This window comes from Rhodanobacter sp. FW101-FHT13A11 (assembly GCF_058790335.1).
In genome coordinates this window covers 149,039-176,026 of sequence record NZ_JBYTCN010000001.1, presented here as the reverse complement: position 1 = coordinate 176,026, position 26,988 = coordinate 149,039, and the positions used below count along the sequence as shown (strand labels likewise).

24 protein-coding genes and 1 pseudogene are annotated in these 26,988 nt (G+C 68.3%); 15 read left to right on the top strand and 10 right to left on the bottom strand.

All coding sequences use genetic code 11. The annotated features are described in order from the left end of the window. The 3 genes from lptF to ltaE all read left to right on the top strand — a co-directional run bounded on the left by lptF (position 1) and on the right by ltaE (position 3,306). Positions 1–1,116: an LPS export ABC transporter permease LptF gene (gene lptF / locus AC3WRN_RS00805; RefSeq protein ID WP_492621494.1), complete on the top strand. Its 1,116-nt coding sequence runs from the start codon at positions 1–3 to the stop codon at positions 1,114–1,116. Then, complete coding sequence (lptG, locus tag AC3WRN_RS00800) at positions 1,113–2,213, top strand: LPS export ABC transporter permease LptG (protein ID WP_068090267.1); 1,101 nt, start codon at positions 1,113–1,115, stop codon at positions 2,211–2,213. Before lptF ends, lptG begins: the two co-directional genes overlap by 4 nt. A 73-nt stretch (positions 2,214–2,286) precedes the next feature. Next, positions 2,287–3,306 carry a low-specificity L-threonine aldolase gene (gene ltaE, locus AC3WRN_RS00795; protein WP_492621493.1) on the top strand — a complete coding sequence of 340 codons (1,020 nt, stop codon included), beginning with the start codon at positions 2,287–2,289 and terminating at the stop codon, positions 3,304–3,306. A gap of 264 nt (positions 3,307–3,570) precedes the next feature. Here the strand turns inward: ltaE and AC3WRN_RS00790 are convergent, their stop codons facing one another. From AC3WRN_RS00790 to AC3WRN_RS00780, 3 genes are all read right to left on the bottom strand, one after another. Further along, positions 3,571–4,824, bottom strand: a complete 1,254-nt coding sequence (locus AC3WRN_RS00790; RefSeq protein WP_492621492.1) for a polyhydroxyalkanoate depolymerase — start codon at positions 4,822–4,824, stop codon at positions 3,571–3,573. 90 nt (positions 4,825–4,914) lie between these two features. Further along, on the bottom strand, positions 4,915–5,682 hold the full coding sequence (locus tag AC3WRN_RS00785; protein ID WP_492621491.1) for a class I SAM-dependent methyltransferase: 768 nt from the start codon (positions 5,680–5,682) through the stop codon (positions 4,915–4,917). 60 nt (positions 5,683–5,742) lie between these two features. After that, positions 5,743–6,246, bottom strand: coding sequence for an RDD family protein (locus AC3WRN_RS00780; protein WP_492621490.1), 504 nt, complete (start codon positions 6,244–6,246; stop codon positions 5,743–5,745). A gap of 32 nt (positions 6,247–6,278) precedes the next feature. Here AC3WRN_RS00780 and xerD point away from each other — a divergent pair, with 32 nt between their 5' ends. Then, complete coding sequence (gene xerD / locus AC3WRN_RS00775; RefSeq protein WP_492621489.1) at positions 6,279–7,211, top strand: site-specific tyrosine recombinase XerD; 933 nt, start codon at positions 6,279–6,281, stop codon at positions 7,209–7,211. Positions 7,212–7,446: 235 nt separating this feature from the next. Here xerD and AC3WRN_RS00770 read toward each other — a convergent pair whose 3' ends face one another. Continuing rightward, complete coding sequence (locus AC3WRN_RS00770) at positions 7,447–8,376, bottom strand: LysR family transcriptional regulator (protein ID WP_492621488.1); 930 nt, start codon at positions 8,374–8,376, stop codon at positions 7,447–7,449. Positions 8,377–8,477: 101 nt separating this feature from the next. Here AC3WRN_RS00770 and AC3WRN_RS00765 point away from each other — a divergent pair, with 101 nt between their 5' ends. Further along, on the top strand, positions 8,478–9,896 hold the full coding sequence (locus AC3WRN_RS00765) for an aldehyde dehydrogenase family protein (RefSeq protein ID WP_492621487.1): 1,419 nt from the start codon (positions 8,478–8,480) through the stop codon (positions 9,894–9,896). Positions 9,897–9,924: 28 nt separating this feature from the next. Next, positions 9,925–9,996 (top strand): annotated as a pseudogene (locus AC3WRN_RS00760) (LysR family transcriptional regulator); the annotation flags it as partial. Positions 9,997–10,165: 169 nt separating this feature from the next. On the opposite strand, the gene AC3WRN_RS00755 reads toward AC3WRN_RS00760, so the two are convergent. After that, the gene (locus tag AC3WRN_RS00755; protein ID WP_492621486.1) at positions 10,166–10,840 is read right to left on the bottom strand and encodes a Fe2+-dependent dioxygenase; all 675 of its coding nucleotides are present in this window, start codon (positions 10,838–10,840) and stop codon (positions 10,166–10,168) included. A gap of 222 nt (positions 10,841–11,062) precedes the next feature. Here AC3WRN_RS00755 and AC3WRN_RS00750 point away from each other — a divergent pair, with 222 nt between their 5' ends. The 5 genes from AC3WRN_RS00750 (at position 11,063) to AC3WRN_RS00730 (ending at position 18,549) form a co-directional block, all read left to right on the top strand. Further along, entirely contained in the window at positions 11,063–11,836 is a 774-nt protein-coding gene (locus AC3WRN_RS00750) for a DsbC family protein (protein WP_492621485.1), read from the top strand. Positions 11,837–11,948: 112 nt separating this feature from the next. Then, entirely contained in the window at positions 11,949–15,815 is a 3,867-nt protein-coding gene (purL, locus tag AC3WRN_RS00745; RefSeq protein ID WP_492621484.1) for a phosphoribosylformylglycinamidine synthase, read from the top strand. A 29-nt stretch (positions 15,816–15,844) separates the two neighbouring features. Then, positions 15,845–16,591, top strand: coding sequence for a hypothetical protein (locus AC3WRN_RS00740; RefSeq protein ID WP_492621483.1), 747 nt, complete (start codon positions 15,845–15,847; stop codon positions 16,589–16,591). Between the two features lie 82 nt (positions 16,592–16,673). Next, positions 16,674–17,564, top strand: a complete 891-nt coding sequence (locus AC3WRN_RS00735; protein ID WP_492621482.1) for a glycosyltransferase family 2 protein — start codon at positions 16,674–16,676, stop codon at positions 17,562–17,564. Between the two features lie 91 nt (positions 17,565–17,655). Next, entirely contained in the window at positions 17,656–18,549 is an 894-nt protein-coding gene (locus AC3WRN_RS00730; protein WP_492621481.1) for a DMT family transporter, read from the top strand. On the opposite strand, the gene AC3WRN_RS00725 is transcribed toward AC3WRN_RS00730, so the two are convergent. The 3 genes from AC3WRN_RS00725 to AC3WRN_RS00715 all read right to left on the bottom strand — a co-directional run bounded on the left by AC3WRN_RS00725 (position 18,537) and on the right by AC3WRN_RS00715 (position 21,527). Beyond that, positions 18,537–19,061, bottom strand: coding sequence for a DUF2127 domain-containing protein (locus tag AC3WRN_RS00725; RefSeq protein ID WP_068093119.1), 525 nt, complete (start codon positions 19,059–19,061; stop codon positions 18,537–18,539). The two genes, AC3WRN_RS00730 and AC3WRN_RS00725, sit on opposite strands and share 13 nt — an antisense overlap. Before the next feature lie 178 nt (positions 19,062–19,239). Next, entirely contained in the window at positions 19,240–19,437 is a 198-nt protein-coding gene (locus tag AC3WRN_RS00720; protein WP_068093473.1) for a YbdD/YjiX family protein, read from the bottom strand. A gap of 14 nt (positions 19,438–19,451) precedes the next feature. Further along, a complete protein-coding gene (locus tag AC3WRN_RS00715; RefSeq protein WP_068093124.1) occupies positions 19,452–21,527 on the bottom strand; it encodes a carbon starvation CstA family protein in 2,076 nt (691 codons plus the stop codon). A gap of 173 nt (positions 21,528–21,700) precedes the next feature. On the opposite strand from AC3WRN_RS00715, the gene AC3WRN_RS00710 reads away from it, so the two are divergent. The 4 genes from AC3WRN_RS00710 to AC3WRN_RS00695 all read left to right on the top strand — a co-directional run bounded on the left by AC3WRN_RS00710 (position 21,701) and on the right by AC3WRN_RS00695 (position 24,233). Continuing rightward, positions 21,701–22,504, top strand: coding sequence for a DUF4197 domain-containing protein (locus AC3WRN_RS00710; RefSeq protein ID WP_492621480.1), 804 nt, complete (start codon positions 21,701–21,703; stop codon positions 22,502–22,504). Between the two features lie 135 nt (positions 22,505–22,639). Then, on the top strand, positions 22,640–23,176 hold the full coding sequence (def, locus tag AC3WRN_RS00705; protein ID WP_492621479.1) for a peptide deformylase: 537 nt from the start codon (positions 22,640–22,642) through the stop codon (positions 23,174–23,176). A gap of 224 nt (positions 23,177–23,400) precedes the next feature. Then, positions 23,401–23,775, top strand: coding sequence for a hypothetical protein (locus tag AC3WRN_RS00700; RefSeq protein ID WP_492621478.1), 375 nt, complete (start codon positions 23,401–23,403; stop codon positions 23,773–23,775). Between the two features lie 224 nt (positions 23,776–23,999). Further along, complete coding sequence (locus tag AC3WRN_RS00695; RefSeq protein WP_068093139.1) at positions 24,000–24,233, top strand: hypothetical protein; 234 nt, start codon at positions 24,000–24,002, stop codon at positions 24,231–24,233. Positions 24,234–24,257: 24 nt separating this feature from the next. Here the strand turns inward: AC3WRN_RS00695 and pyrF are convergent, their stop codons facing one another. Together pyrF and ettA are read right to left on the bottom strand one after the other, a co-directional pair. Beyond that, entirely contained in the window at positions 24,258–25,076 is an 819-nt protein-coding gene (pyrF, locus tag AC3WRN_RS00690; protein ID WP_492621477.1) for an orotidine-5'-phosphate decarboxylase, read from the bottom strand. Between the two features lie 132 nt (positions 25,077–25,208). Continuing rightward, positions 25,209–26,876: an energy-dependent translational throttle protein EttA gene (ettA, locus tag AC3WRN_RS00685; protein ID WP_492621476.1), complete on the bottom strand. Its 1,668-nt coding sequence runs from the start codon at positions 26,874–26,876 to the stop codon at positions 25,209–25,211. Between the last annotated feature and the right edge of the window lie 112 nt (positions 26,877–26,988).

The following is a 26,988-nucleotide window of genomic DNA, read 5'->3' as shown; positions in this document are numbered from 1 at the left end:
ATGCTGAGCATCCTCGACCGCTATTTCCTGCGCGAGCTGGCGCAGACCGTGGCCGCCACCGTGGTCGTGCTGCTGGTGATCGTCGCCGGCAGCGCGTTTGCCAAGGTGCTGCAGCAGGTCGCCAACGGCAGCTTCCCGGCCAGCGTGATGTTCCAGGTGCTGGGGCTGCGCACGCTCGACGGGCTGACCAACATGATGCCGCTGGCCAGTTTCGTCGGCGTGCTGATGGGGCTGGGCCGGATGTACCGCGAGAGCGAGATGCACGTGCTGTCGTCTTCCGGCATGGGACCGGGCGGGCTGCTGCGGCCGGTGCTGATCCTCGGCGCGGTGCTGGTGGCGATCACCGCGCTGGTTTCGCTGTGGCTGGGGCCGTGGGCGGTGCGTACCAGCGATGCGCTGGTGATCGAGGCCAACCGCTCGGTGATCGCCGCCGGCCTGGATGCGGGGCGCTTCACCGAGCTGCCGGGCAAGGGCGGCATCATCTTCGTCGAGAGCCTCAGCCGCGACGGCAGCAAGCTGGGGCGTACCTTCGTGGCCACCCAGAGCAGCAGCAAGGACGGCACGCTGCACGTGAAGGTGGTCAGCGCCGCCAGCGGCGAGCTGTACCAGGAAAGCAACGGCGACGGCCGCTTCATCGCGTTCAAGGACGGCTGGCAATACGACATCCCGCTCGGCGCGAACAACTGGCGGCAGATGCGCTACCAGCGCAACGACACCTCGCTGTCCAGCGTGAAGGGCGACGAGGACGACGATCCGTCGCACTCGAAGGGCAGCTGGACCCTGTTCAAGTCGACCGACCCGGGCGACCGCGCCGAGTTCGCCTGGCGCGCCAACGCGCCGCCGCTGACCCTGGTGCTGCTGCTGCTGGCATTGCCGCTGTCGCGGCAGAGCCCGCGCGAGCCGAAGTACGGCCGGCTGCTGCTGGCGGTGGTCGCGTTCTACCTCTACTACACGTTGCTGGCGCTGGGTCGCGCGCAGATCGGCAAGGGCCACTGGCATGGCGAGGCCCCGCTGTGGATCCTGCATGCGCTGGTGCTGGCGCTGGCCGGCTGGATGCTGTGGCGGCAGTACGCTCCGCGCCAGTCCAGGCAGTTGCGGGCGGGCATGCCGGCATGACGGTGTTCAACCTCAAGCGGGTCGACCGGCTGGTGGCGATGAGCGTGCTCGGCTCGCTGTTGATGGTCTGGCTGGTGCTGACCGGCTTCGACGCGGTCACCCAGCTGCTGCGCCAGCTCGGCAACGTCGGCAGGCACGGCTACACGCTGAACAACGCGGTGGTCTACGTGCTGGTGACGTTCCCCCGCCGTGCCTACGAGATGTTCGGCAACGCGGCGCTGATCGGCGGCCTGCTCGGCCTGGGCGGGCTGGCCGGCACCGGCGAGCTCACCGCGCTGCGTGCGGCCGGCATGTCGCGGCTGCGCATCGCCGGCTCCGCGGTGGGCGTGGTCGCGGTGCTGATCGTCGCCGTGGTGGTGATGGGCGAGACGCTGGCGCCGTGGGGTGACCAGCAGGCGCAGACGATGCAGCTGCGCGCGAAGACCGGCAGCCTTGGCATGGGCACCAGCAGCGGGCTGTGGGCGCGCGACGGCGACGACATCATCAACGCCCGCGGCACCTCGCTGAAGCAGCGCGACGGCGTGGGCACGGTGCAGCTGAGCGACGTGCGCATCTTCACCTTCACCGCCGACGGCCAGGTCAGCCGCTTCCGCTGGGCCAGGATCGGCGAACACGACGGCCGGCAATGGGTGCTGCGTGACGTGCGCACTACCACGCTCGATGCGCAGGGCACGCATGCCAGCACCGACGCCAGCCTGCCGTGGCAATCCAGCCTCAACCCGCAGGTGCTGGCGCAGTCGGTGATCCAGCCGCAATACCTCTCGATGCGCGACCTGCGCCGCAACATGGACTACCTGGAAGGCAACGGCCAGAGCCCCGGCAGCTACGCGGTGGCGTTCTGGCGGCGTGCGCTGTATCCGCTCAACGTGCTGGTGCTGGTGCTGTGCGCGATGCCGTTCGCGTTCGGCGCGTTGCGTTCGGGTGGCCTGGGCAAGCGCATGTTCATCGGCATCCTGCTGGCGCTCGGCTGGTATTTCCTGCAGCAGGCGATGGTGAATTTCGGCACCGTGTACGGCATGCCGCCGCTGCTGGCGAACCTGCTGCCGGCCATGGTCCTGGCTCTCGCCGCGTGGCTGTACTTCCGCCGCCTCGGCTGAGGCGCCGGGGACTTGTCCGGGACGCGCGATGCGGCCAAGCTGGCCGCCTTTGCCGGGAATCGAGGAGTGCATCGTGGAATGGGTTGATCTGCGCAGCGACACGGTGACCCGTCCCACCGCCGCGATGCGCGCGGCGATGCTGGCGGCCGAGGTCGGCGACGACGTCTACGGCGAGGATCCCACGGTCAACGCGCTGCAGCAGCGGCTGGCCGACGAGCTCGGTTTCGACGCCGGCCTGTTCGTGCCCAGCGGCACCCAGTCCAACCTGCTGGCGCTGCTGGCGCATTGCGAGCGCGGCGACGAATACCTGGTCGGCATGGACGCGCACACCTACAAGTTCGAGGGTGGCGGCGCCGCGGTGCTGGGCTCGATCCAGCCGCAGCCAATCGTGCAGGCGGCCGACGGCACGCTGCCGCTCGAGCGCATCGAGGCGGCGATCAAGCCGGTCGATCCGCATTTCGCGCGTACCCGCGTGCTGGCGCTGGAGAACACCTGGCACGGCCGCACGCTGCCGCTGGATTACCTCAAGGCTGCCCACGACGTGGCGCGTGCGCGCGGACTCGGCCTGCACCTGGATGGCGCGCGGTTGTACAACGCCGCGGTGGCCTGCGGCGTGCCGGCGCGCGCGATCGCGCGGCATTTCGATACCGTGTCGGTGTGCCTGTCCAAGGGGCTGGGCGCACCTGTCGGCTCGGTGCTGGTGGGTTCGCACGCGCTGGTCGACAAGGCGCGCCGCTGGCGCAAGGTCGCCGGCGGCGGCTGGCGCCAGGCCGGCATACTCGCCGCGGCCGGCCAGTATGCGCTGGACCATCACGTGGCGCGGCTGGCCGACGACCATCGCCGTGCGGCCTACCTGGCCGGCTGCCTGCGCGAGATCGCCGGCATCGACCTGCTCGGCCAGTACACCAACATGGTGTTCGTCGACGTGCCCGCCGAACGCCTGCGCGAACTGGACGCCCATCTGCGCGAAGCCGGCATTCGCATCAGCATCGGCTACCTGCCCACGCTGCGCCTGGTGACGCATCTCGATGTGGATGATGATGGCATCGAGCGTGTCGTGAAGGCGCTCGCCACGTTTTTTGGTGGGCGCTGACGTATTTGACGAGAGTGGGCTCGGCAGTTCCCTGCGCTTGCTGTTTTCAGGGCAAAGGGCTTTCGTTGCTTGCGGCGGCCACATCGCGGGCTCGTTGTAGGAGCCCGCTCGCGGGCGATGCTGTTGCTTGTCCCTGCATTCAGAGCGAAGAGCTTTCGTCTGCCTACGGCAGCCGAGTCACTTTCTCTTTGCGTGGCCAAAGAGAAAGTAACTCGGGCGCCAACGGCGCACGAAAGCTCTTCATTCCAAGGGAAGCGCAGGCGACTACTTCGCCGCCCGGTCGAACCGGCGGATGAAGTCGCGCACCTGCGGGTAGACCTTCTCGCGCCAGCGGCGGCCGCTGAAGATGCCGTAGTGGCCGGCGCCTTCGATCACCTTGTGCGCGCGGCGCCCGGCCGGGATGCTGCTGCACAGCTCGTGCGCGGCCTCGGTCTGGCCGAGGCCGGAGATGTCGTCCAGCTCGCCCTCGATGGTGAACAGGGCGGTGCGCTCGATGGCGGCCGGGTTCACCCGTTCGCCAGCCACGTCCCACAGGCCGAGCGGCAGCAGGAACTGCTGGAACACCTTGTCGATCGTGTCGAGGTAGAACTCGGCCGGCATGTCGAGCACGGCGTTGTACTCGTCGTAGAACTTGCGGTGCGATTCGGCGTCGTCGAGGTCGCCGCGCAGCAGGTCCTGGTAGAAATCCCAGTGCGAGTTGAGGTGGCGGCCCGGGTTCATCGCGATGAACCCGGCGTGCTGCAGGAAGCCGGGATAGACCTCGCGGCCGCGGCCGGGATAGTTCGGCGGCACGGTATGGATCACGTTGCCCTTGAACCAGGACAGCGGCTGGGTGGTGGCCAGGTTGTTGACGCTGGTGGGGCTGCAGCGCGGATCGATCGGACCGCCCATCATGGTCATGCTGCGCGGCGTGGCTTCGCCGCGCGCGGCCATCAGCGACACCGCCGCCAGCACCGGTACGGTCGGCTGGCACACCGAAATCACGTGCAGGGTGGACGCGCCGATGTGGCGGATGAATTCCTCGACGCAGGCGACGTAGTCGTCCAACCCGAACGGACCGGCCGCGGCCGGCACCATGCGCGCGTCGACCCAGTCGGTGATGTACACCTTGTGGTCGCGCAGCAGCGTACGCACGGTGTCGCGCAGCAGCGTGGCGTGATGGCCGGACAGCGGCGCCACCACCAGCACCACCGGATCGTTCTTCATCTTCTCGATGGTGGACGGGTCGTCGCTGAAGCGCTTGAAGCGCTTCAGCTGGCAGAACGGCTTGTCCAGCGCGACCCGCTCGATCACCGCGATCTCGTGGTCGTGCGCGGTGGCGGTGTGGATGCCGAAGGCGGGCTTCTCGTAATCCTTGCCGAGGCGATGGACCAGCTCGTAGCCGGCGGCCATCCGCTGGGCGCCGGGCATCTGCGCGAACGGGCTGCTGGTGTCGTTGAGCATGCGCGCGCCGGCTTGCGCGAAATGGCTCAGCGGGCCGAGGAACGCGCGTTGCCATTCGTGTATCTGGTAGAGCATCGGAGTGGGTTGGCCGCAGGCGGAAGCGGGCATCTTAGCGCCGTTTCCACTGCGCGTGTTGCGTTGCCGCAACCACGGTGCCCAACCTGATCAGTAGCTTGGCGCGACCGTCGGGCGATAACTGCAGCACAGCAGCACCTCGTCGACCCCATCCGTATCGCCGAGGCCGGCGCGCCATTGCAGCGGTTTCTGGAAATGCAGGCCGAGCGGCATGATCACCCGGTTGTACCACCACATCGCGCGCTCGCGCTGGTGGCTGAGGTACCACTGGCCGAGTTCGAGCAGGCGCGAGGACTTCGGCTGCATGCCGTAGACCGCACTGCGTTCGATGTCGAAGCCGTGCCGGGCGAGCCGCGCCACGACCTGCGCGGGCTCGTAGCGGCGGCAGTGGCCGACGAAATCGTCGAACGCGGTCCATGCCGCCGGATGCAGCGGCACCGACAGCAGCACGCTGGCGCCCGGCGCGGCCACGCGCGCCAGCTCGGCCAGCGCGCCGTCGTCGTCGGCGACGTGCTCGAGGATGTCGAGCGCGCAGACCAGGTCGAAGCTGGCGTCGGCGCAGGGCAGGGCGCCGATCATGCCATGCACCGCATCGGCGCCGTTGGCGTGCAGGCGGCGCAGGGCGGCATGGCTGAGATCGACGAAGCAGGTGCCGCGCAGCGGCAGGCGCGGACGCAGGCCGGGCGCCACCTCCAGCCGGCGCGGTGCGGCAGCCGACAGTTCGCGCAGCAGCGGCCAGGTGTTGAAGCGTTCCGGCCCGACCAGTCTCGCCTGCGCCCACAACGACTCGTAGAAGCCGCGATTGGCGCGGACCAGTTCGGCGTCGCTGCGGCTTTCGGCGCGGGATGGCTGGGGCATCGGCGGATTGAACCCGGTTTGCGCTGAGCGTAGCGTGAAGTGCGGCCCGCGGCGCGGCGCTCAGCCCTGCAGGCGGATCTCGGTGCCGGCGGCGATATCGTGCAGCGCGCGCCGGCGCGGATCGAACAAGGCCACGGCGAACCAGCCGGCCCACACCGCCAGCAGCGTCCACAGCGTCACACGCAGCCCGGCCACCGGCGCCAGCAGCAACACCACCAGCGGCGCGGCCGCCACCAGCGCGCGGATCAGCGCCTGCTGCAGCGACGGCGCGCCGCCATCGTCGCGGGTGAGCCGGATGCGCCACGGCCGCATGCCCAGGGTCTGCCCGCCGCGCCGCCACGAGCTGATGAAATACGCCGCCACCACCACGCCCTGCAGCGCCTGGTACCACACCGGCACCACCGTCGTGGCGCCGGTGCGGATCAGCTTGCCGCCGGTGGCGAGCTGGCACAGCAGGCCCACCACCATCACGATCGCCACCACGATCAAGAGGTCGTAGGCCAGCGCCAGCAGGCGGCGCCACGGCGGGCAGGGGATGTCGGTGGTGGCGGGGTTCGCGGGCATCGTGGGTCGGTCGCTTGCGTAGTGCGCGCGCAATGGCCAGCATCGTGCGCATGAGGAAGGAAGAAGACCGCGCCAGTATCGCCGAAGCCGACCAGCGCAGCATCGCCGCGTTCGCGGAACGGGTGTGGTCGGAGGACGGCCTGGCCGACCGCACGCTGGAAGCCTACCGCCGCGACCTGGAGGCGCTGGCGCTGTGGCTGGCCGGCCGCGGGCGCGGGCTGCGCACGGCGCGGCGCGAGGACATCTCCGCGTACCACGGCGCGCGGCCGGCGGCGGTGCGCTCGATCGCGCGGCGGCAGTCGGCTTTCCGCCGCTACTACGCGTTCCTCGCCCGCAGCGAGCCGGGCTTCGCCGACCCGACCTTGCTGATCGAGCGCCCGAAGCTGCCGCGCAGCCTGCCCAAGGCACTGGCCGAACGCGAGATCGAGGGCCTGTTGACCGCGCCCGATGCCACCACCCTGGGCCTGCGCGATCGCGCCATGCTGGAGCTGATGTACGCCTCCGGCCTGCGCGTATCCGAACTGGTGGAGTTGCCGCTGGCCGCGCTGAACCCGCGCCAGGGCGTGTTGCGGGTCACCGGCAAGGGCGGCAAGGACCGGCTGGTGCCGGTCGGCGAGGAAGCGCTGGCGCGCCTCGGCGCCTACCTGGCCGACGCGCGGCCGGTGCTGGCGAAAGGCCGCCAGCCGGCGGCGCTGTTCCTCAGCAAACGCGGCGAAGGCATGACCCGGCAGATGTTCTGGACTCTGGTGAAGCGCTACGCGCTGAAGGTCGGCATCAACCCGAAACGCATCTCGCCGCACGTGCTGCGCCACTCCTTCGCCACCCACCTGCTCAACCACGGCGCCGACCTGCGCGCGCTGCAGATGCTGCTCGGCCACAGTTCGCTCAGCACCACCCAGATCTACACCCTGGTGGCGAAGGAAGGCCTGAAGCGGCTGCACGCGCAGCATCATCCGCGGGGGTGATGCTGGCATTAATGAATAATGTCTCTGACCCGAATGGCACTTACTTAAGCCCGTTCGTCCTGAGCGTAGGCCAAAGGCCGAAGTCGAAGGACCTGCCGGCGATGGGTTGGCCACGCTTGGCGGCGCTTCGACTCCGCCCGCTGCGCGGGCTACGCTCAGCGCGAACGGTTGGGAATCGGATGGCCCTCAAGTAAGTGCCATTCGTCTCTGACCCCTTTGATGCACCGCAACGGCTTCATTTGCGCTCCCATTCGTTTGGATTCCCCTGTTGCGCATCGTGAACCTCGCGGATGAGATCAATCAATGCACGCAATCCGGCGGGGATATGGCGGTGACCTGAATAGTAGAGGCACAGTCCAGGGTAGGGTGTCGCGACGCTGTCCAGCACCTGCTCAAGACGACCGCTTGCCAGATCGCCGGCGACATACCACTTGGCCAATTGCGCGAGGCCCATATGACTGCGCACCGCTTCGAGCATCAGCAGAGGAGCGTCCAGGATCAGTGGCCCAGGCACTTCGACGTGGACAGGTTTGCCGTTCTGAACGAAATCCCACGGAGAGGGAGTGCCATCAGGAAGGCGTGCCCGGATGCATGGGTGCTTGGCAAGATCGGCAATGACGGTCGGCTTTGGATGTCGAGTGAAATATTCCGCAGACCCGACTACGGCTATCGGTATGTTCTGGCTCAGTGGAACACGGATCATGTCGCGCGGCACCAGGGAACTTGCGCGCAAGCCGGCATCAAACCCCTCGGCAATGATGTCCACCATCCTCCCTTCGGTCACGATGTCCAGGGTCATCCCGGGGTAGCGGCGCAGGAACTCCACCACGATCGGCTGAAAGGCCATGAGTGCTGCGCCAAGGGAACTATTGATGCGCAGCGTGCCCGTCGGCGTATCTTTGCCATCGTTCACGGTAGCCATGGCAACTTGGATTTGCTTGATGGCGGGCGTGATCTGTTCGACGAACTGGCGTCCCGCATCGGTCAGCGACACGCTCCGCGTAGTCCGATGGAATAGCCGCGCTGCCAGCCGGGCCTCCAACCCGGCAATGGCACTGCTGACGGCCGAGGTGGACATCTCAAGCTCCACCGCCGCCGCGCGAAAGCTCTTTCGTCTGGCAACGGCCAGCACAACCTCAAGCTCAGTCAGGCCACTTTTGTACATTGTCCTGATTTCCAATATGACTCATGTAGCTTTAACCGTATTCTCAATACAATCAAGCCGGCCTAGAGTGCGCTCGAATCAACGAACTCGAGGGCAGACACATGCGCAGCTTCAATCAAGCCTACATTGATGGCGTGTTCACGCCCGTGCAGGGAAACGAAACCGTCCAGATCATCAATCCGACGACGGAGCGAGTCATTGGCACGGCCACGCTGGCGAATCGGGAGGACGCAAAGCGGGCCATCGCTGCCGCAGCTCGCGCGCAGCCGGCGTTGGGCCGCACGACCAAGGCGGAGCGCATCGATATGCTCAAGCGCCTTCAGTCCGCCGTTCTTGCAAGGACAGACGAAATTTGCGCGGCCACGGTCGAAGAGTATGGCGGCCCTTCTTCGCGCGCAAAGTGGGTCAGTCAGTATGCGTCGCAGTGCTTCGCCAATACTGCCGAAGTGCTTGAGAGCTACGACTTCACTCGCCGCCTAGGGGCTGCCGATGTCGTCATGGAACCGGTGGGCGTGTCGGCCTTGATCGTCCCGTGGAACAGTATCGCCGGAACGATGTGCAGCAAGCTGGCCTCTGCCATTGCGGCCGGCTGCGCATCGGTCATCAAACCCAGCGAATTCAGCCCCCTTCAGACCCAGGTGGTTGCAGAGGCAATGAACGATGCGGGGCTTCTTGCCGGCATCTTCAATATCCTGATAGGACGCGGCGGAGATGTTGGCGACGAACTCAGTACAAGTCCTGACGTCGCCAAAATCTCGTTCACCGGATCGACGCAGACCGGCAAGATCATTGCCCGTGCCGGCATGGAAACGATGAAACGAGTCAGCCTGGCGCTGACCGGCAAGTCGGCGTCCCTCCTGCTGGACGATGCGGACTTTGCCTCGGCGATTCCATTGGCAGTTGGCGCGGCGTTCATGAACAATGGCCAGGCCTGTGTGGCCGGCACTCGCCTGCTGGTTCCGCGAGCACGCCGGGATGATGTCATCGATCTGCTGCGCAAGACCGTCGCGGCCATCCAGGTTGGCGATCCGGGAAACCCTTCGACCACCATCGGTCCGATGGCCACCAAGGCTCAATACGAGCGTATCCAACGCTACATCCGCCTTGGCCTGGAACAGGGCGCCACGCTCGTGACCGGTGGCGAAGGTCGTCCGCAAGGGCTGGATCGTGGCTACTTCGTCAAGCCGACCGTTTTCGCCGACGTGAGCAACGACATGGACATTGCTCGCGATGAGATATTCGGGCCGGTGCTGTCCGTCATTTCCTATGAAGATGAAGACGACGCGATTCGCATCGCCAACGATTCAGTCTACGGATTGCAGGCATACGTGTTTTCCTCGGAACAGGACCGCGCCCGCTGTGTGGCGTCTCGGCTGGAGGCTGGCACCGTCCTGATCAATCGGATTTTCCCGGATTTACTGGCCCCATTCGGCGGATTCAAGCAGTCCGGGGTGGGTAGGGAATTCGGCATCTTCGGTCTCGAAGCATTCCTCGAAGCCAAAACAATCGTGGCGCCTTGAATTCCGGTGCGCGGGGAGATTGGTTTCCGTGGAGCTTCGTCATCTACGTTGCTTCTTGGCGGTGGCCGAAGAACTCCATTTCGCTCGTGCAGCAGAGCGACAAACCTCTGGGTCAGAGTGCACTTTCAGAGTGATGAGGCCTGCTTTACTTGCTTGGCCTGCCGACTTTGGCGGAACCGACGTGCCGGGCCAGTGGGCTTCGATGGCGACGCGGAAGTACTCCGGTTCCTAGGCGTGCTGTCATCGCTGGTGCGTAATGACCCAGCGCCTTACACCTCTGCCCACATCCGCAGCAGGTTCGCGTGCGACTTGCTGACGGCGTCGAACGTGGCGCTCTTGCCTTCGCGGCCGAAGATCTGCCGCTTGGCGTTGTCCAGGTCCCACAGCAGCTCGCGCTTGGCGGTGTCGCGCACCTGGCTCTGCACCCAGATGATGGCGGCGTGGCGCGCGCCCTGGGTCACCGGGGTGACGTGGTGCAGGGAGTTGGCCGGGTAGGCGATGGCGGAGCCGGCGTCCAGCTTGAACCCGTATTCCACGCCGTTGCTCTCCACCACCAGGTCGCCGCCGGCGTAGCTCTTGGCGTCGGACAGGAAGATCGTGATCGCCACGTCGGTGCGTACCGCGCTGCCGAGGCCGCCCATCACCGGGGCGTCGACGTGCGGGCCGTATTGCATGCCGACGTCATAGCGGTTGAACAGCACCTGTGTGGTCGCAGCCGGCAGGATCGAGGTCTGCAGCATCGCATTGCGCAGGAAGGCGCCGCGTACGATGTCCTGCAGCCGGGCCTGGCTTTCGGTGTTGATGGCGACCTGCAGGTTCTTCTTCACCTCGCGCGCCGACCAGCCGGCCGTGCTGGCGCCGTCGACGAACGAGGCGCCCTGGAGTTCGCCGCGTATCACGCCGAGTTCTTCGGGGGTCAGCACGTTGGGAGCGCAAATGATCACGGGGATTCCGCCGGGCGATTCAGGCTGTTGGGAGGGGCGTGCGCGGTCAGGTTGTTCCGCCGGGCCGTTTCAGGCCGCTGCGTCGCGGAAATCTACCATCGAACCGGGGCGCCGATCATCGGTTTCTGCGGCAACGCGCACCGAATGGCGTTCAGCCGCCTGTGCGAGAATGCGTGCCTGCCGCCGGCGAACGCGCCGGCCATGGATCGAACGAGGTTGGTGATGCTGAAGAAACTGTTGCTGGCGCTGTGCATCGGCGGGCTGTCCCTGACCGCCTGTGCCGCCGAAAACGATGCGGCGCCGGTCGTCAGCCAAGCGGTGACGCCGGCGGCGCAGCAGATGGTGCGCCAGGCGATCCATAGCCTGGCGGCGAACGTGCAGGTCGATTCGATCGAGCCGGCGCCGATGCCGGGCTTCTACCAGGTGATCGCCGCCGGCCAGTTGCTCTACGTCAGCACCGACGGCAAATACGCGATGCACGGCGACGTGATCGACCTGGGCCGCAAGCAGAACGTCAGCGACGGCGCCTGGGCACGCTTCCGCAAGGCCGAGCTGGCCAAGGTGCCGGCGTCCGAACGCATCGTGTTCGCGCCGCCGAACCCGAAGTACACGGTGACCGTGTTCACCGACGTCAATTGCGGCTTCTGCCGCGCGCTGCACGAGCACGTGGCCGCGTTCAACAAGGAAGGCATCGCGGTGGAATACCTGGCGTGGCCGCGCGAAGGCGTGGTGACCACCGCCGGCCGGCCCACGCCGACCTATACCGAGATGGTCTCGGTGTGGTGCGCCAAGGACCGCAAGGCCGCGTTCACCGCCGCGAAGGAAGGCCATGCCCCCGCGCCGGCGACCTGCACCAACCCGGTCAAGGACCAGTTCGAGCTGGGCGTGAAGCTGGGCGTCAGCGGCACCCCGTCGATCTACGGCCCGGACGGCCGCGTGCTGGGCGGCTACGTGACCCCCGAGCAGCTCTTGCAGGCGCTGAAGCAGGGCGGCTGAGGCCGCGCGGCCGCGCTCCCGACCCGGCGGGGCGGCACGCGCAGGGAGCGCCTATGCCGTATTGCAGCATAGGGTAGAATAGGCGTTTCCTTCGCACGGTTTCGTTCCCCGCATGATCGTACTCGACGGGCAGAACGCCCTCTCGCCGTTCCGTCTCGAACGCCTCAATGCCCGCCTCGATGCCCTGCATCGGGGCGTTCGCGTGCAGGCTTCATGGTTCGTCTACTTCATCGATGCCGAGACGGCGCCCGAGGGAGCGCTGCGTCAGCGCCTGCTGGCCGTGCTGGAGGCGAAGGACGTCATTGCGCCGGAGCCGGCCACGCTGTGGGTGGTGCCGCGGCTGGGCACGATCTCGCCGTGGTCGAGCAAGGCCACCGACATCCTGCATGGCGCCGGCTTCGACGTGCGCCGGGTCGAGCGCGGCCTGGCCTGGCTGGTGGCCGGCCTGCCGCCGGCCGGCGCGCCGGATCATGCGGCGATCATGGCGGTGCTGCACGACGCGATGACGCAGTCGGTGCTGCAGCGGATCGAGGACGCGCAGGGCCTGTTCCTGGCCGGCTCGCCCGGCGAGCTGGTGCACGTGGCGCTCGGCGCCGACCCGCGCGGCGCGCTGGCCGCGGCGAATGCGCGGCTGGGCCTGGCGCTGGCCGACGACGAGATCGAGTATCTGGCCGACCGCTATGCCGAGCTCGGCCGCGACCCCACCGACGCCGAACTGTTCATGTTCGCCCAGGCGAACTCCGAGCATTGCCGGCACAAGGTGTTCAACGCCAGCTGGACGGTGGACGGCGTGGAACAGGACAAGAGCCTGTTCGGCATGATCAAGCACACCCACCAGCATGCGCCCGCGCATACGCTGTCCGCCTATTCGGACAACGCGGCGGTGATCGAGGGCAGCACCGGCCGGCGCTTCTTCGCCGACCCGGCCGATGGCGTGTGGCGCGACCACGAGGAGCGCATCGATTACGCGATCAAGGTGGAGACGCACAACCACCCCACCGCGATCGCGCCGTGGCCCGGCGCCGCCACCGGCGCCGGCGGCGAGATCCGCGACGAGGGCGCGACCGGCCGCGGCGGCAAGCCGAAGGCCGGGCTCACCGGCTTCTCCGTCTCCGACCTGCGCATTCCCGGCCTGCCGCGGCCGTGGGAAGTGGACCGCCCGCTGCCGCCGCGGATGGCCAGCGCGTTCGAGATCATGCGCGACGGCCCGCTCGGCGCCGCCGCGTTCAACAACGAATTCGGCCGGCCCTGCCTGGGCGGCTACTTCCGCAGCTACGAGCACGAGACCGGCGAAGCCGGCCTGCGCCGCGGCTACGACAAGCCGATCATGCTGGCCGGCGGGCTGGCCAACCTGCGCCCCGGCCACGTGCTGAAGCATGCGGTGCAGCCGGGCAACAAGGTGATCGTGTTGGGCGGCCCGGCGATGCTGATCGGGCTGGGCGGCGGCGCGGCCTCGTCGGTGGCGTCCGGCGCGTCGAGCGAGGAGCTGGACTTCGCCTCGGTGCAGCGCGACAACGCCGAGATGGAGCGGCGCTGCCAGGAAGTGATCGACGCCTGCTGGCGCTGCGGCGACGCCAACCCGATCGTCAGCGTCCACGACGTCGGCGCCGGCGGCCTGTCCAACGCGATCCCCGAACTGCTCAACGACGCCGGCGTCGGTGGCGTGATCGACCTGTCGAAGATCCCCTGCGACGACCCGTCGCTGTCGCCGATGCAGGTGTGGAGCAACGAATCGCAGGAACGCTACGTGCTGGCGATCGCGCCGGCGGACCTGCCGGCGTTCGAGGCGATGTGTCGGCGCGAACGCTGCCCGCACGCTGTGGTCGGCGAGGCTACCGCCGAGCGCCGCCTGCTGGTGACCGACCCGCGCCGCGAGCTGACCGTGATCGACCTGCCGATGGACGTGCTGTTCGGCAAGCCGCCGCGGATGCATCGCGACGCCAGCCGGCACAAGCCGCGCGTGGACCTGCTGCCCGACCTCACCGGCATCGGCATGGACGAGGCGCTGCTGCGCGTGCTGCGGCTGCCGACGGTAGGCAGCAAGAGCTTCCTGATCACCATCGGCGACCGCACCGTCGGCGGCCTCAACCACCGCGACCCGATGGTCGGCCCGTGGCAGGTACCGGTGGCCGATTGCGCAGTGACCATGGTCGACTTCGACGGCTACGCCGGCGAGGCGATGGCGATGGCCGAGCGTGCGCCGGTGGCGCTGCTCTCCAGCGCCGACGCGGCGCGGCTGGCCGTGGGCGAGGCGATCACCAACCTGGCCGCCGCGCCGATCGCCAGCCTGGGCGAGGTCCGCCTGTCGGCGAACTGGATGGCCGCGGTCAACCATCCCGGCGAGGATGCCGCGCTGTTCGACGCGGTGCACGCGGTCGGCATGGAGCTGTGCCCCGCGCTGGACATCTCGATCCCGGTCGGCAAGGACTCGCTGTCGATGCAGACCGTGTGGCAGGACGGCGCCACCGCGCAGCGCACGGTATCGCCGGTGTCGCTGGCGATCACCGGCTTCGCCCGCGTCGGCGACGTGCGGCGCACGCTCACCCCGCAGCTGCGGCTCCACCGCGGCGACTCCGCGCTGTGGCTGATCGACCTGGGCGCCGGGCGCAGCCGCCTCGGCGGTTCCGCGCTGACCCAGGTGTTCGGCCGTTCGGGCGGCGTGCCGCCGAACCTGGACGACGCCCGGCGGCTGAAGGCGCTGTTCGAGCTGATCCAGGAGGCGAATGCGAACGGTCTGCTGCTGGCCTACCACGACCGCTCCGACGGCGGCGTGCTGATCACCCTGCTGGAGATGGCGTTCGCCGGCCACTGCGGCCTGGAGATCCATCTGGACGGCTGGGCCGAAGCGGCCCTGCGCGCGCTGTTCAACGAGGAACTCGGCGCGGTGGTGCAGGTGGCCGAGGCGAACCGCGAGGCGTTCGAGGCGCTGGTGGTCAAGCACGGCCTGGCCGGCATCTGCCACCGCATCGGCCGGCCCAAGGAGAAGCTGGGCATCAAGCTGTTCCTCGGCGACGAGACCCTGTTCAAGTGGAACTGGAGCGTGCTGTTCAGGGCGTGGAACGAAACCAGCCACGCGATGCAGCGCCTGCGCGACAACCCGCAGAGCGCCGACGCCGAACTGGAATGGCGGCTGGACGACGCCGATCCGGGGATCAGCCCGAAGCTCACCTTCGATCCGGCGCAGGACGTCGCCGCGCCGTTCATCGGCACGGGAGCGCGGCCGCGCATCGCGGTGCTGCGCGAGCAGGGCGTCAACGGCCAGGTCGAGATGTCGGCCGCGTTCACCCGCGCCGGCTTCGACGCGGTCGACGTGCACATGTCCGATCTGGCCAGCGGGCGCGCGAAGCTGGCCGACTTCCGCGGCTTCGCGGCCTGCGGCGGCTTCTCCTACGGCGACGTGCTGGGCGCGGGCCGCGGCTGGGCTACCTCGATCCTGTACAACGACATGCTGCGCGAACAGTTCGCGGCGTTCTTCGCCGACGAGGCGAAGTTCGCGCTGGGCGTGTGCAACGGCTGCCAGATGATGTCGCAGCTGAAGGAGATCATCCCCGGCGCGCAGCACTGGCCGAAGTTCCTGCGCAACGCGTCGGAGCAGTACGAGTCGCGCCTGGCCACGCTGGAAGTGCTCGATTCGCCGAGCCTCTTCTTCAAGGGCATGGCTGGTTCGCGGATTCCGGTGGCGGTGGCGCATGGCGAGGGCCGGGTCAGCTTCCCGCATGCCTGCAGCCCGTCGAAGTCGAACGGCGCGGTGCGCTTCGTCGACAACCGCGGCAAGCCGACCGAGAACTTCCCGCTCAACCCCAACGGCTCGCCCGGCGGCCTGGCCGGCTTCACCGCCGCCGATGGCCGCGTGACGATCCTGATGCCGCATCCCGAGCGGGTGTTCCGCAGCGTGCAGCTGAGCTGGCACCCGCAGCAGTGGGGCGAGGATTCACCGTGGATGCGCATGTTCCGCAACGCCCGCGCGTGGTGCGGCTGATCGCCCATTGTCCCGCAGGGCGCTGAGCGATGGCCCGGCGCCGCGGGCCGCCATGGCGTGCCGTGCTGTCGCGGGCGGCCTGGCTGGTCCTGCTGGCCGCGCTGCCGTGGTGGCTCGGACTGCCATGGCTGCTGGCGCTGGCGGCGAGTGTCGTGCTGCTGCAGCACCGGCTGGCGGACCGCCATGCCGCGCTGATCCGCCGCGGACTGCGCTGGGGGCTGCCCGGCGTGCTGTTCGCGCTGCAGCGGGCGTGGGGCGGCGACGCGTTCGCCTTGGGTGCGGCCCTGCTGGGTGCGCTGGCCGGCTACACCCTGCTGGCCGGTCTGGAGGCATGGCTCGATCGCGGCGTGCGTCGCGCGCCGCCGGCGGCGCCCTCTGCCGAATGGCCCGAGCTGGCGATGGCGCCGATCGGCCCGCCCGCGGAAATCATCGAACTGCAGCCGGTGCAATGGCTGGCGGCAGCCGGCGAGCTGCCCGATCCGCTGGGTGGCCACGTGGTCTATCGCACGGGATGCTATCGGTTCGCGGCGGGAAACCGCATCGACGATGTCGGTCCGCAGGCCGCCTTCAGCCCCTGCGGCCGCTGGTTCGCCGCGCGCCTGCGCCGCGACCGCGGCGTGCTGTTGTGGGATCGCCGGCGCGAGCGGCAACACTGGCTGCACGGCTGGCAACTCGTCGGCTGGCACCGCGAGCAGCCGTGGCTGGCACGTCGCGAAGGCGACATGCCGCTGGCCTTGTCGGCGGTGCTCGGCGAAGACGATGTGGACGGCGCGTGAAGCCGCGGCACGATCCGCATTTTCTTCGCGCGCATCGCCGCGAACGGTTCTCCCGTCGTGCATCTCCGCGCATACTTGCGTCGTGAACCCCGCTTCCCCACATCGTTCGCCATTTGCGCTGGCGCTCAGCGTGATCGTGGTTTCCGCCGACAGCGGCCCGGCCCTGCGCGAGTGCGTGCGCAGCGTGCTGGCCAGCACGCTGTCGCTGGAGCTGATCCTGGTCGACAACGATTCGCACGACGGCGTGCCCGAGGCGATTGAACGCGCCCACGCGCACGACACGCGCTTCAAGGCGATCTACAACTACCGCAACCTTGGGTTCGGCCCGGCGGTGAACCTCGCCGCGAAGCAGGCGCACGGCCGGGCGTTGCTGATCCTCAACCCCGACTGCGTGTTGCGCGAGGATGACCTGCACCGGCTGCTGGCCGTGCTGGAGGGCCGGCCGAAGGTCGGGCTGATCGGCGCGGTGGTGTGCGATGCCGACGGACACCCCGATCCTGCCTCGTGGCGGCGCGATCCGCTGCTGCGGCGCGCGCTCAACAGCCTGCTCGGCCGCCCCGGCGAGCACGTCAACATGGCGCGGGACATACCGGCCGAAGTGGTCGAGGCCGAGGCGGTGTCGGGTGCGGCGATGCTGCTGCCGCGCGAGATGTTCCAGCGCCTCGGCGGCTTCGACGAGGACTATTTCCTGCACTGCGAGGATCTGGACCTGTGCCGTCGCGTGCGCAACCTCGGTTACCAGGTGCTGCTTGCCGGCGACGTCCGCGTGCAGCACGGCAAGGGCAGCTCGAGCCGGCACCGGCCGGTGTTCGTCAGCCGCCACAAGCACCGCGGCATGTGGCGCTGGTTCCGCAAGCACGATCCGGCCGCGCGCAATCCGCTGGTGGCCGGCGTGGTCTGGCTGGGCATCTGGGGGCATTTCCTGCTGCAGATCCCCGGGCAGTTGCTGCGGCGGAAGGCGAGGAGTGAATGAAGAGAAGTGAGAAAATGGGGAAGGCAACAGCGTCCCGCGGCGTCATCGCTTTTCTCTCACCCCTCACTCCTCTTCACTCACTTCCTGCCCCATGAGCGCACGCGCCACGACCACCCTCGCCACCCTCGGCCTGCTGGCGCTGACCGCCGTGTGGGGTTCGACCTTCGTGCTGATCAAGGACGTGGTCACGCGCATGCCGGTGGCGGATTTCCTGGCCGTGCGCTTCGTGGTCGCCGCACTGGCGATGCTGGCGCTGTTCCCGCGGGCGGTGCTGCGGCTCGGCCGCGGGCAGCTGCTGCGCGGCCTGCTGCTCGGCGCGATCTACGGCGCCGGTCAGTTGTTGCAGACCTGGGGGCTGTCGCTGATCGCGCCCAGCGTGAGCGGGTTCGCCACCGGCATGTACGTGGTGTTCACGCCGATCCTGGCGATGCTGCTGTTGGGCCAGCGCATGGCCGGCGCGGTGTGGCTGGCGGTGGCGCTGGCCACCGTGGGGCTGGCGCTGCTGTCGCTGAACGGCGTGTCGGTCGACCTGGGCGTGTGGCTCACGCTGGCGTCGGCCGCGTTGTACGCCCTGCACATCGTGCTGCTCGGCCAATGGTCGCGGCATGGCGAGGCGTTCGGCCTGTCGGCGGTGCAGATGGTGGCGATCGCGGCGGTCTGCCTGCTCGCCACCGCGCCGCACGGTCCGGTGCTCCCGCCCGACCGCAGCGCCTGGTTCGCCGTGCTGTACATGGCGCTGATCGCCGGCGCCGGCGCGATGCTGATGCAGACCTGGGCGCAGTCGCATCTGCCGGCCACCCGCGCCGCGATCGTGATGACCACCGAGCCGGTGTTCGCCGCCGCGTTCGCGGTGCTGCTCGGCGTCGATGCGCTCACCGGGCGCATGCTGCTCGGCGGCGGGCTGATCCTGGCCGCGATGTACCTGGTGGAACTGATGCCGCGGCGCGCCGCGCTATCCGCCGAGGCGGCGCATCACGAGGTGTGATGCTTCGACGCGCGCCGCGTCGCTCGCGTCTGCAGCGCGATGCGCACCAGATACACCACGATCGCCGCGTTGCCGGCCAGGGTGGCCAGCTTGAGCCAGCCGAAGCGGTGCAGCGTCTCGTACAGCTCCAGCGGGATCAGCGAGCCGGTGGCGATCACGGTGAACCATTCCGCCCAGTACTTGCCCAGCCACAGGCCCACGCCTTCGATGCCGAACAGCACCGCGTAGCCCAGCGCGACCGCGCCGACCGCGACGAAGCGGCTCGGCCCGAAATCCTGCAGCAGGCCGACCAGCCTCCAGCGCAGGCCGTTGCTGTCGGCCAGCGAGAGATGCTCCAGCCAGTGCACCAGCTGTTCGAAGTTCTGCTGGCGGTCGAGATGGAAGGCCGCCATCGCCACCAGCACCAGGCATGCGGTCTTGATGATCTCGTAGACCGCGATGACGCGCAGGCCGGCATGGTGCTGCAACGACGCTGCCGCGGCCGGCTCGGTGGTGCTTTCGATATCGGACATGGATGATGGCGGTGCGGACAATGTCGTTATTGTCGCCGCTGGTCGATGAACGACCAGTGCGTAATGGCATGGCGGCACGCGGGGGGCACGGCATCGCGGTAGGAGCGCACCCTGTGCGCGATGGCTCTTCGTTACGTGACGAAAAGCATCGCGCACAGGGTGCGCTCCTACCGCGCGCTCAGCAGCAGCGGCCGCCGGTGCCCTTGTAGCGGGCTTCCTGCCGTTCGCGGAAGAACTCTCTGTAGCTGGGCACCTGGCGCTCGGGGTGATGCTCGCGCAGGTGCTTCACGTACACGTCGTAGTCGGGCACCCCGCAGCACAGGCGGGCGGTCTGCACCGCCCACTTGCGCACGGACCGGAAGGTGGTCGCGTTCATCATGGCGTCCCCGCTCAGCCGGCCACGCTGCTCAGCGCCACGTAGGGCTCTTCGTGCGCGGTCGGATGGTTGATGTTCCAGGCCTTGACCACGGCATTCAGGCAGAACAGCACCATCGCCACGACCAGCAGCATGAACAGGCCGGTCATCACCATATCGACGTAGTTGTTGGTGACGATCTGCTGCATCGCGGCCTGGGTCTTGGCCGGGGCCAGCAGCTTGCCCTGCTGCATGGCCGCCGAGTACTTGTTGGCGGCAGCGGTGAAGCTGATCGGGCCGACCAGCTTTTCATAGCCGGCGGTGAGCGTGCAGACGATCAGCCACAACGCGGGGATGCCCGGCACCCACACGTAGCGCTCGCGCTTGAGCTTCACCACCACCACGGTGGCCAGCATCAGCGCGATCGCGGCCAGCATCTGGTTGGCGATGCCGAACAGCGGCCACAGGGTATTGATGCCGCCCAGCGGGTCGACCGCGCCCTGGTACAGGAAGTAGCCCCACAGCGCCACGCAGATCGCGGTGGCCAAGAGGTTGCCGGTCCACGACTCGGTGGCCTGCAGCGGCTTGTACACCAGGCCGGCGATCTCCTGGATCATGAAACGGCCCACGCGGGTGCCGGCGTCCACCGTGGTGAGGATGAACAGTGCCTCGAACAGGATCGCGTAGTGGTACCAGAACGCCATCATGCCGCCGCCGGGGATGATGTTGTGCAGCAGCTGGGCCATGCCCACCGCCAGCGTCGGCGCGCCGCCGGCGCGGCCGAGGATGCTGCTTTCGCCGATGTCCTTGGCCGTCTGCAGCAGCTCGTCCGGCGTCACCACGAAGCCCCACTGGCTGATCGCGGTGGCGGCATCCTGCACGGTGGTGCCGACGATCGCCCCCGGCGAGTTCATCGCGAAGTACACGCCCGGGTGCAGCGAGGCGGCGGCGACCAGCGCCATGATCGCCACGAACGCCTCCATCAGCATGCCGCCGTAGCCGACCATGCGCGCCTGGCCCTCGTTGGCGAGCAGCTTGGGCGTGGTGCCGGAGGCGATGATCGAGTGCCAGCCGGAGACCGCGCCGCAGGCGATGGTGATGAACAGGAACGGGAACAGGTTGCCGGCAAACACCGGGCCGGTGCCGTCGATGAACTTGGTGACCGCCGGCAGCTGCAAGGTCGGCGCGGCCAGGAAGATCGCCAGCGCCAGCAGCGCGATGGTGCCGATCTTGAGGAAGGTGGAGAGGTAGTCGCGCGGCGCCAGCAGCAGCCACACCGGCAGCACCGAGGCGCAGAAACCGTAGGCGATCAGCAGCCAGGCCAGCGCCTTCGCGTCGAAGTCGAACAGCGTGGCGAGCGCCGGCGTGTCGTACACGATCTTGCCGAACCAGATCGAGGCCAGCAGCAGCACCAGGCCGATGATCGACACCTCGAGGATGCGGCCCGGGCGGAACCAGCGCAGGTAGGCGCCCATCAGCAGCGCGATCGGGATCGTGGCGGCCACGGTGAAGGTGCCCCACGGGCTGTGGGTGAGCGCCTTGACCACCACCAGCGCCAGCACCGCCAGCACGATCATCATCAGCACCAGCACGCCGATCATCGCCACGATGCCGGGCAACGGCCCCAGCTCCTCGCGCAGCATGTGGCCCAGCGAACGGGCATCGCGGCGCAGCGAGAGTCCGAGGATCATGAAGTCCTGCACCGCGCCGGCGAATACCACGCCGAACAGGATCCACAGCGTGCCGGGCAGGTAGCCCATCTGCGCGGCCAGCACCGGGCCGACCAGCGGGCCGGCGCCGGCGATCGCGGCGAAATGGTGGCCGAATACCACCCACTTGTCGGTGGGCACGTAGTCGAGCCCGTCGTTGCGCAGCACCGAGGGCGGCGCGCGGCTGGGGTCGAGCTGCAGCACCGAGTGCTCCACGAACTTGCCGTAGAAGCGGTAGCCGATCACGAAGATCGCGATCGACGCGGCGACCAGCCAGATCGCATTGATCGGCTCGCCCCGGCGCAGGGCGACCACGCCCAGGCAGAACGCGCCGACGATGGCGATGGCGACCCACAGGATCTTGCTGGCCGGACTGGGCTTGGGTATGACAGCAGCTTGCATGAGTGGCTCTCCTCGGCGATAGCTGCAAGGGTCGCCCTGCCGGCGGCGGCGGTCAATGCCGGAAACGACCGATCGGTATTAGCCTTTGGTCGAATAGCCTCCCGTTCCCCGTCACGCCGTGGCGAGGCGGCGGCGCTACACTGGCGGCCCCGCCGACCACCCTGGAATCCGTCATGCACATCCCGGTTCGCCACGGCCTGTTGGGCCTCGTCCTCGTTGCCGCCGCCCTGCCGGTCGCGGCCGTCGGCTCCGGCCAGTTCAAGGACCTGCTGAACAAGGTCAAGCAGTCGACGCATGCCTCCAGCTCGCCGCAGCTCGGCGGCAACCTGCCCACCAGCGACATCGCCGCCGGTCTCAAGGAGGCGCTGGCCAAGGGCACCACCAACGCGATCAACAGCCTCGGCCGCGACGGCGGTTTCTGGAACAACGGCAAGGTGCGCATCCCGCTGCCGGGCAAGCTGGAGCAGGCCGGCAAGCTGGCGCGCGAGCTGGGCCAGGGCGCCAAGGTCGACGCGTTCGAGCTGAGCATGAACCGGGCGGCGGAGAAGGCGGTGCCGCAGGTGGCCGAGATCTTCGGCGACGCGATCCGCAAGATGACCCTGGACGACGCGCGCGGCATCCTCACCGGCGGCGACCACGCGGCCACCGATTTCTTCCGCCGCGTCGCCGGCGAGGCGCTGACCGCGCGCATCCATCCGATCGTGGCCAAGGCCACCGACAGCGTCGGCGTGACCCAGAAGTACAAGGCCTTCACCTCCGGCAGCGGCGGCGGGGCGCTCGGCGGCGCCCTGGGATCGCTGGGCGCGCTGGGTGGCGGCAAGTCGGCCAAGGGCGGCGGTCCGCTGAACCTGGACGACTACGTGACGGCGAAGACGCTGGACGGGTTGTTCACCACCATCGGCGAGCAGGAGCAGTCGATCCGCCACAACCCGGGCGCGCGCACCACCGACCTGCTGAAGAAGGTGTTCGGCGGCTGAACCCGCCCGCGGGTTCGGCAGATCGGCACGAGGCCCTGCCCGGCGTGTTGCAGTTGAGGCGCGGGGCGGCACCGCTTGCAATGGGCCGCGTCGACCACAAGTCACCAGGTAACGGCGTTCGAGCGTGAGGCCTGCATGATCCGTGAAATCCTCAAGATGGGCGACCCGCGCCTGCTGCGCATCGCGCCGCTGGTGCCTGCCGCGATGCTCGGCAGCGCCGAACTCGACGCGCTGATCGCCGACATGTTCGAGACCATGCAGGCCGCCGATGGGGTCGGCCTGGCCGCACCGCAGATCGGTGTCGACCTGCAGCTGGTGATCTTCGGCTTCGAGCATTCCGAGCGCTATCCCAGTGCTCCCGAAGTGCCGCGCACGATCCTGCTCAACCCGGTGATCACACCGCTGTCGCAGGACATGGAGGAGGGCTGGGAAGGCTGCCTGTCGGTACCCGGCCTGCGCGGCGCGGTGAACCGCTACACGCTGATCCGCTACGAAGGCGTCGACCCGCGGGGCGCGCGCATCGAGTGCACCGCCGAGGGCTTCCATGCCCGCGTGGTGCAGCACGAGTGCGACCACCTGATCGGCCGGCTGTATCCCTCGCGCATCACCGATTTCAGCAAGTTCGGCTACACCGACGTGCTGTTTCCGGGGCAGGAGCTGGCAGACGAATGAACGTTCGCGGGCCCGGCCGTCCGCCGGGCGCGGAATGGCGGCTCAAGCGCCGGCCGGTTCCGCCGATACCTTGTCCATGCCGCCACGCGAACTCCGCCTTCATGCCATTCCCGGCCGGTCCGGGCGCGGTACCCGCCAGGGCACGGCGTGCGCCCGCGCCGGCCGGGACCGCCGCCACAGGCCGCCGGCGCGCGGTGCGGAGTCGCCATGGACATGAAGCCGCCATGGACATGAAGCCGCCGCCGTGGAGCGCCCAAGCCAACAACGTCGACTGGACCGATCCCAGCCTGCAGTCGCTGCTCAGCAAGACGGAAGGGTGGAGCCTGGACAACCGCGGCGTGTTCACGCCGGTGGCGTGCGAGCTGCACGTCGGCTGGGGTGCCGGCGTGGGCCGGCTGGCAAGCCTGGTGTTCGAGCGCGACGGGGTGATGGTGGTCGAGGCGGCCTTCATCATTCCCAGCGGCGAACAGGTGCGCATCGACCGCGTGCAGGCGGGGATGTTGCGTTCGGCCTGGGGCATCGTGATGGATGGGCGCGACGGGCATCGTGCCGAAGACCGCGCCCACGGCATGCGCGTGTACTGGGTGCACATGCGTTGATGCGGCGGCGTGCCCTTGTCCGGAGGGCGACCGACGGCGACCAAGTCGCATCGACATCCAGGCGGCACGATGCATGACCCAAGCAACGCCCGCGACGGAAACCAGCGGCCGTGCAGGTGCTATGACACACGCGGGAACATCGGCTGAATTTGCGATGGCGTAGAGTGGGACCGGGGCGGACTCCCGCCCGGGAGAGTTCGGTGAAGAAAGAAGATGAAACGCATATGCAGATCGTCTCGGCGGACATCAGCTCGGAATCGCTGACCGGCATGGTGATCTTCCGGCCGCACTGCGTGTCCCGTGCGGGCCGCAAGGTGGACGAAGCCAGCAAGAGCGGCAACTGGTATGCCTTGCGTCCCGCCGAAGTGCGCAGCTTTGCGCGTGCGCTGCTGGATGCGGCGGACACGCTGGACCTGAAGACGAAGGCGCTGCAGGCGGCGAAGACGGCGACGGGTTGACCGCGGTGCTGGCGCGCGATTCGCTCAGCCGCGGCGGCAGTGATTGATGGCGTCGCGCAGTTCGCCGGCGGCGGCACGCGCGGCCGCGGCGAAATCCTCGCCGTGGCCGGCGTACAGGATCGCGCGAGACGAACTGATCAGCAGGCCCGTGCCGGCAGCCGTGCGGCCGTGGCGCAGCACCGCCTCCACGTCGCCGCCCTGGGCGCCGATGCCGGGCACCAGCAGCGGCATGTCGCCGACCACGGCGCGCACCTTGCCCAGTTCCTCCGGCCAGGTGGCGCCGGTGACCAGGGCGCAGTTGCCGTTGGCGTTCCAGTCGCGGGCAACGGCCTCGGCCACGCGCAGGTACAGCGGCAGGCCGCCGCAATCCAGCGCCTGGAAATCCGCGCCGCCGGGGTTGGAGGTGCGGCAGAGCAGGATCACGCCCTTGTCGGCACGGTCGAGGAATGGCTGGATCGAGTCGCGGCCCAGGTACGGGTTCAGGGTGACCGCGTCGGCGCGGTAGCGTTCGAACGCCTCGGTGGCGTAGTGCTGTGCGGTACTGCCGATGTCGCCGCGCTTGGCGTCGAGGATCACCGGCACGCCGGGGTGCTTCGCGTGGATGTGCGCGATCAGCCGCTCCAGCGCGTCCTCGGCGCGCAGCGCGGCGAAGTGCGCGATCTGCGGCTTGAACGCGCAGGCCAGGTCGGCGGTGGCGTCGACGATGGCTCGGCAGAACTCGAACACCGCGTCGGGCGCATCACGCAGGTGCACGGGAAACTTCGCCGGCTCCGGGTCGAGGCCCACGCAGACCAGCGAGTCGTTGCGGGCCCATGCCTGTCGCAGGGATTGCATGAAGTGCATCGAAAGTCTCCGTGCGTGCTCCTCCCCCTGCACGCAGGGGGAGGTTGGGAGGGGGTGCCCAAGCTGGCGATAAGGTCAAGAGCTTCACCCCACCCCAGCCCTCCCCTGCGTTGCAGGGGAGGGAGCAAAGCGTTACGCGAGCTTCTTGTACTTCACCCGATGCGGCCTGGCACCTTCCTCGCCGAGGCGGCGCTTCTTGTCGGCTTCGTACTCGTTGTAGTTGCCGGGGAAGAACTCCACGTGCGAGTCGCCCTCGAACGCGATGATGTGGGTGGCGATGCGGTCGAGGAACCAGCGGTCATGCGAGATCACGATCGCCGAGCCGGGGAATTCGAGCAGGGCGTCTTCCAGTGCGCGCAGGGTTTCCACGTCGAGGTCGTTGGACGGCTCGTCGAGCAGCAGCACGTTGCCGCCCTGCAGCAGGGTCTTGGCCATGTGCAGGCGGCCACGCTCACCGCCGGACAGGCTGCCGACGATCTTCTGCTGGTCGGTGCCCTTGAAGTTGAAGCGGCCGATGTACGCGCGCGACTGGATCTCGAAGTTGCCGATGGTGAGGATGTCCGAGCCGCCGGACACTTCCTGCCACACGTTGTTCTTCGGATCGAGCGCGTCGCGCGACTGGTCGACATACGCCAGCTTGGTGGTGTGGCCCAGCTTCACCTCGCCCGAGTCCGGCGTTTCCTTGCCCATGATCATCTTCATCAGGGTGGATTTGCCGGCGCCGTTCGGGCCGATCACGCCGATGATGGCGCCCGGCGGCACCTTGAACGAAAGGTCCTCGATCAGCACACGGTCGCCGAACGACTTGGTCACGTTCTTGAACTCGATCACCTCCTGGCCCAGGCGCTCGCCCGGCGGGATGAAGATCTCGTTGGTCTCGTTGCGGCGCTGGTAGTCGACCGAATTCAGCTCTTCGAAGCGGGCCAGGCGGGCCTTGCCCTTGGACTGGCGGCCCTTAGCGGCCGAGCGTACCCACTCCAGCTCCTTCGCGATGGCCTTCTGGCGCGACTTCTCCTGGTTCGCTTCCTGCTTCAGGCGGGCATCCTTCTGCTCCAGCCATTCGGTGTAGTTGCCCTTCCACGGAATGCCGCGGCCGCGGTCGAGTTCGAGAATCCACTCGGCGGCGTTGTCGAGGAAGTAGCGGTCATGGGTGACCGCCACCACGGTGCCGGGGTAGTCGTGCAGGAATTTCTCCAGCCAGTCCACCGACTCGGCATCCAGATGGTTGGTCGGTTCGTCCAGCAGCAGCATGTCAGGCTTGGACAGCAGCAGGCGGCACAGCGCCACGCGGCGCTTCTCGCCACCGGAAAGTGGCCCGATGATCGCGTCCCACGCCGGCAGGCGCAGCGCGTCGGCGGCCACTTCCAGCTGGCGCTCCAGCGCGTGCGCGTCGTTCGCGGCCAGGATGCCCTCCAGCGCTTCCTGTTCCTTGGCGAGCTTGTCGAAATCGGCGCCGTCCTCGGCGTAGGCGGCGTAGACCTCTTCCAGCCGCTTCTGCGCATCAAGGATGACCGACACGCCTTCCTCGACCACTTCGCGTACGGTCTTTTCCGGATTCAGGTCCGGCTCCTGCGCCAGGTAGCCGATCTTGGTGCCCGGCTGCGCGCGCGCCTCGCCCTGGAAGTCCGTATCCACGCCGGCCATGATCTTCAGTACCGTGGACTTGCCCGCGCCGTTGACGCCGAGCAGGCCGATCTTGGCACCGGGGAAGAACGACAGCGAGATGTCCTTGATGATCTGGCGCTTCGGCGGGACGATCTTGCTGACCCCGTTCATGGTGTAGATGTACTGCGAGCTCATGCAACCTCCGAAGGCGTGCGCCGCACCGCCTGCTTAGGTCGGTACGGAAAGGGAATTCGTCAAACCGCGCAGTATAGCGGCTTGTGGCGTCACGCCGATGCTGCCGTCCGGT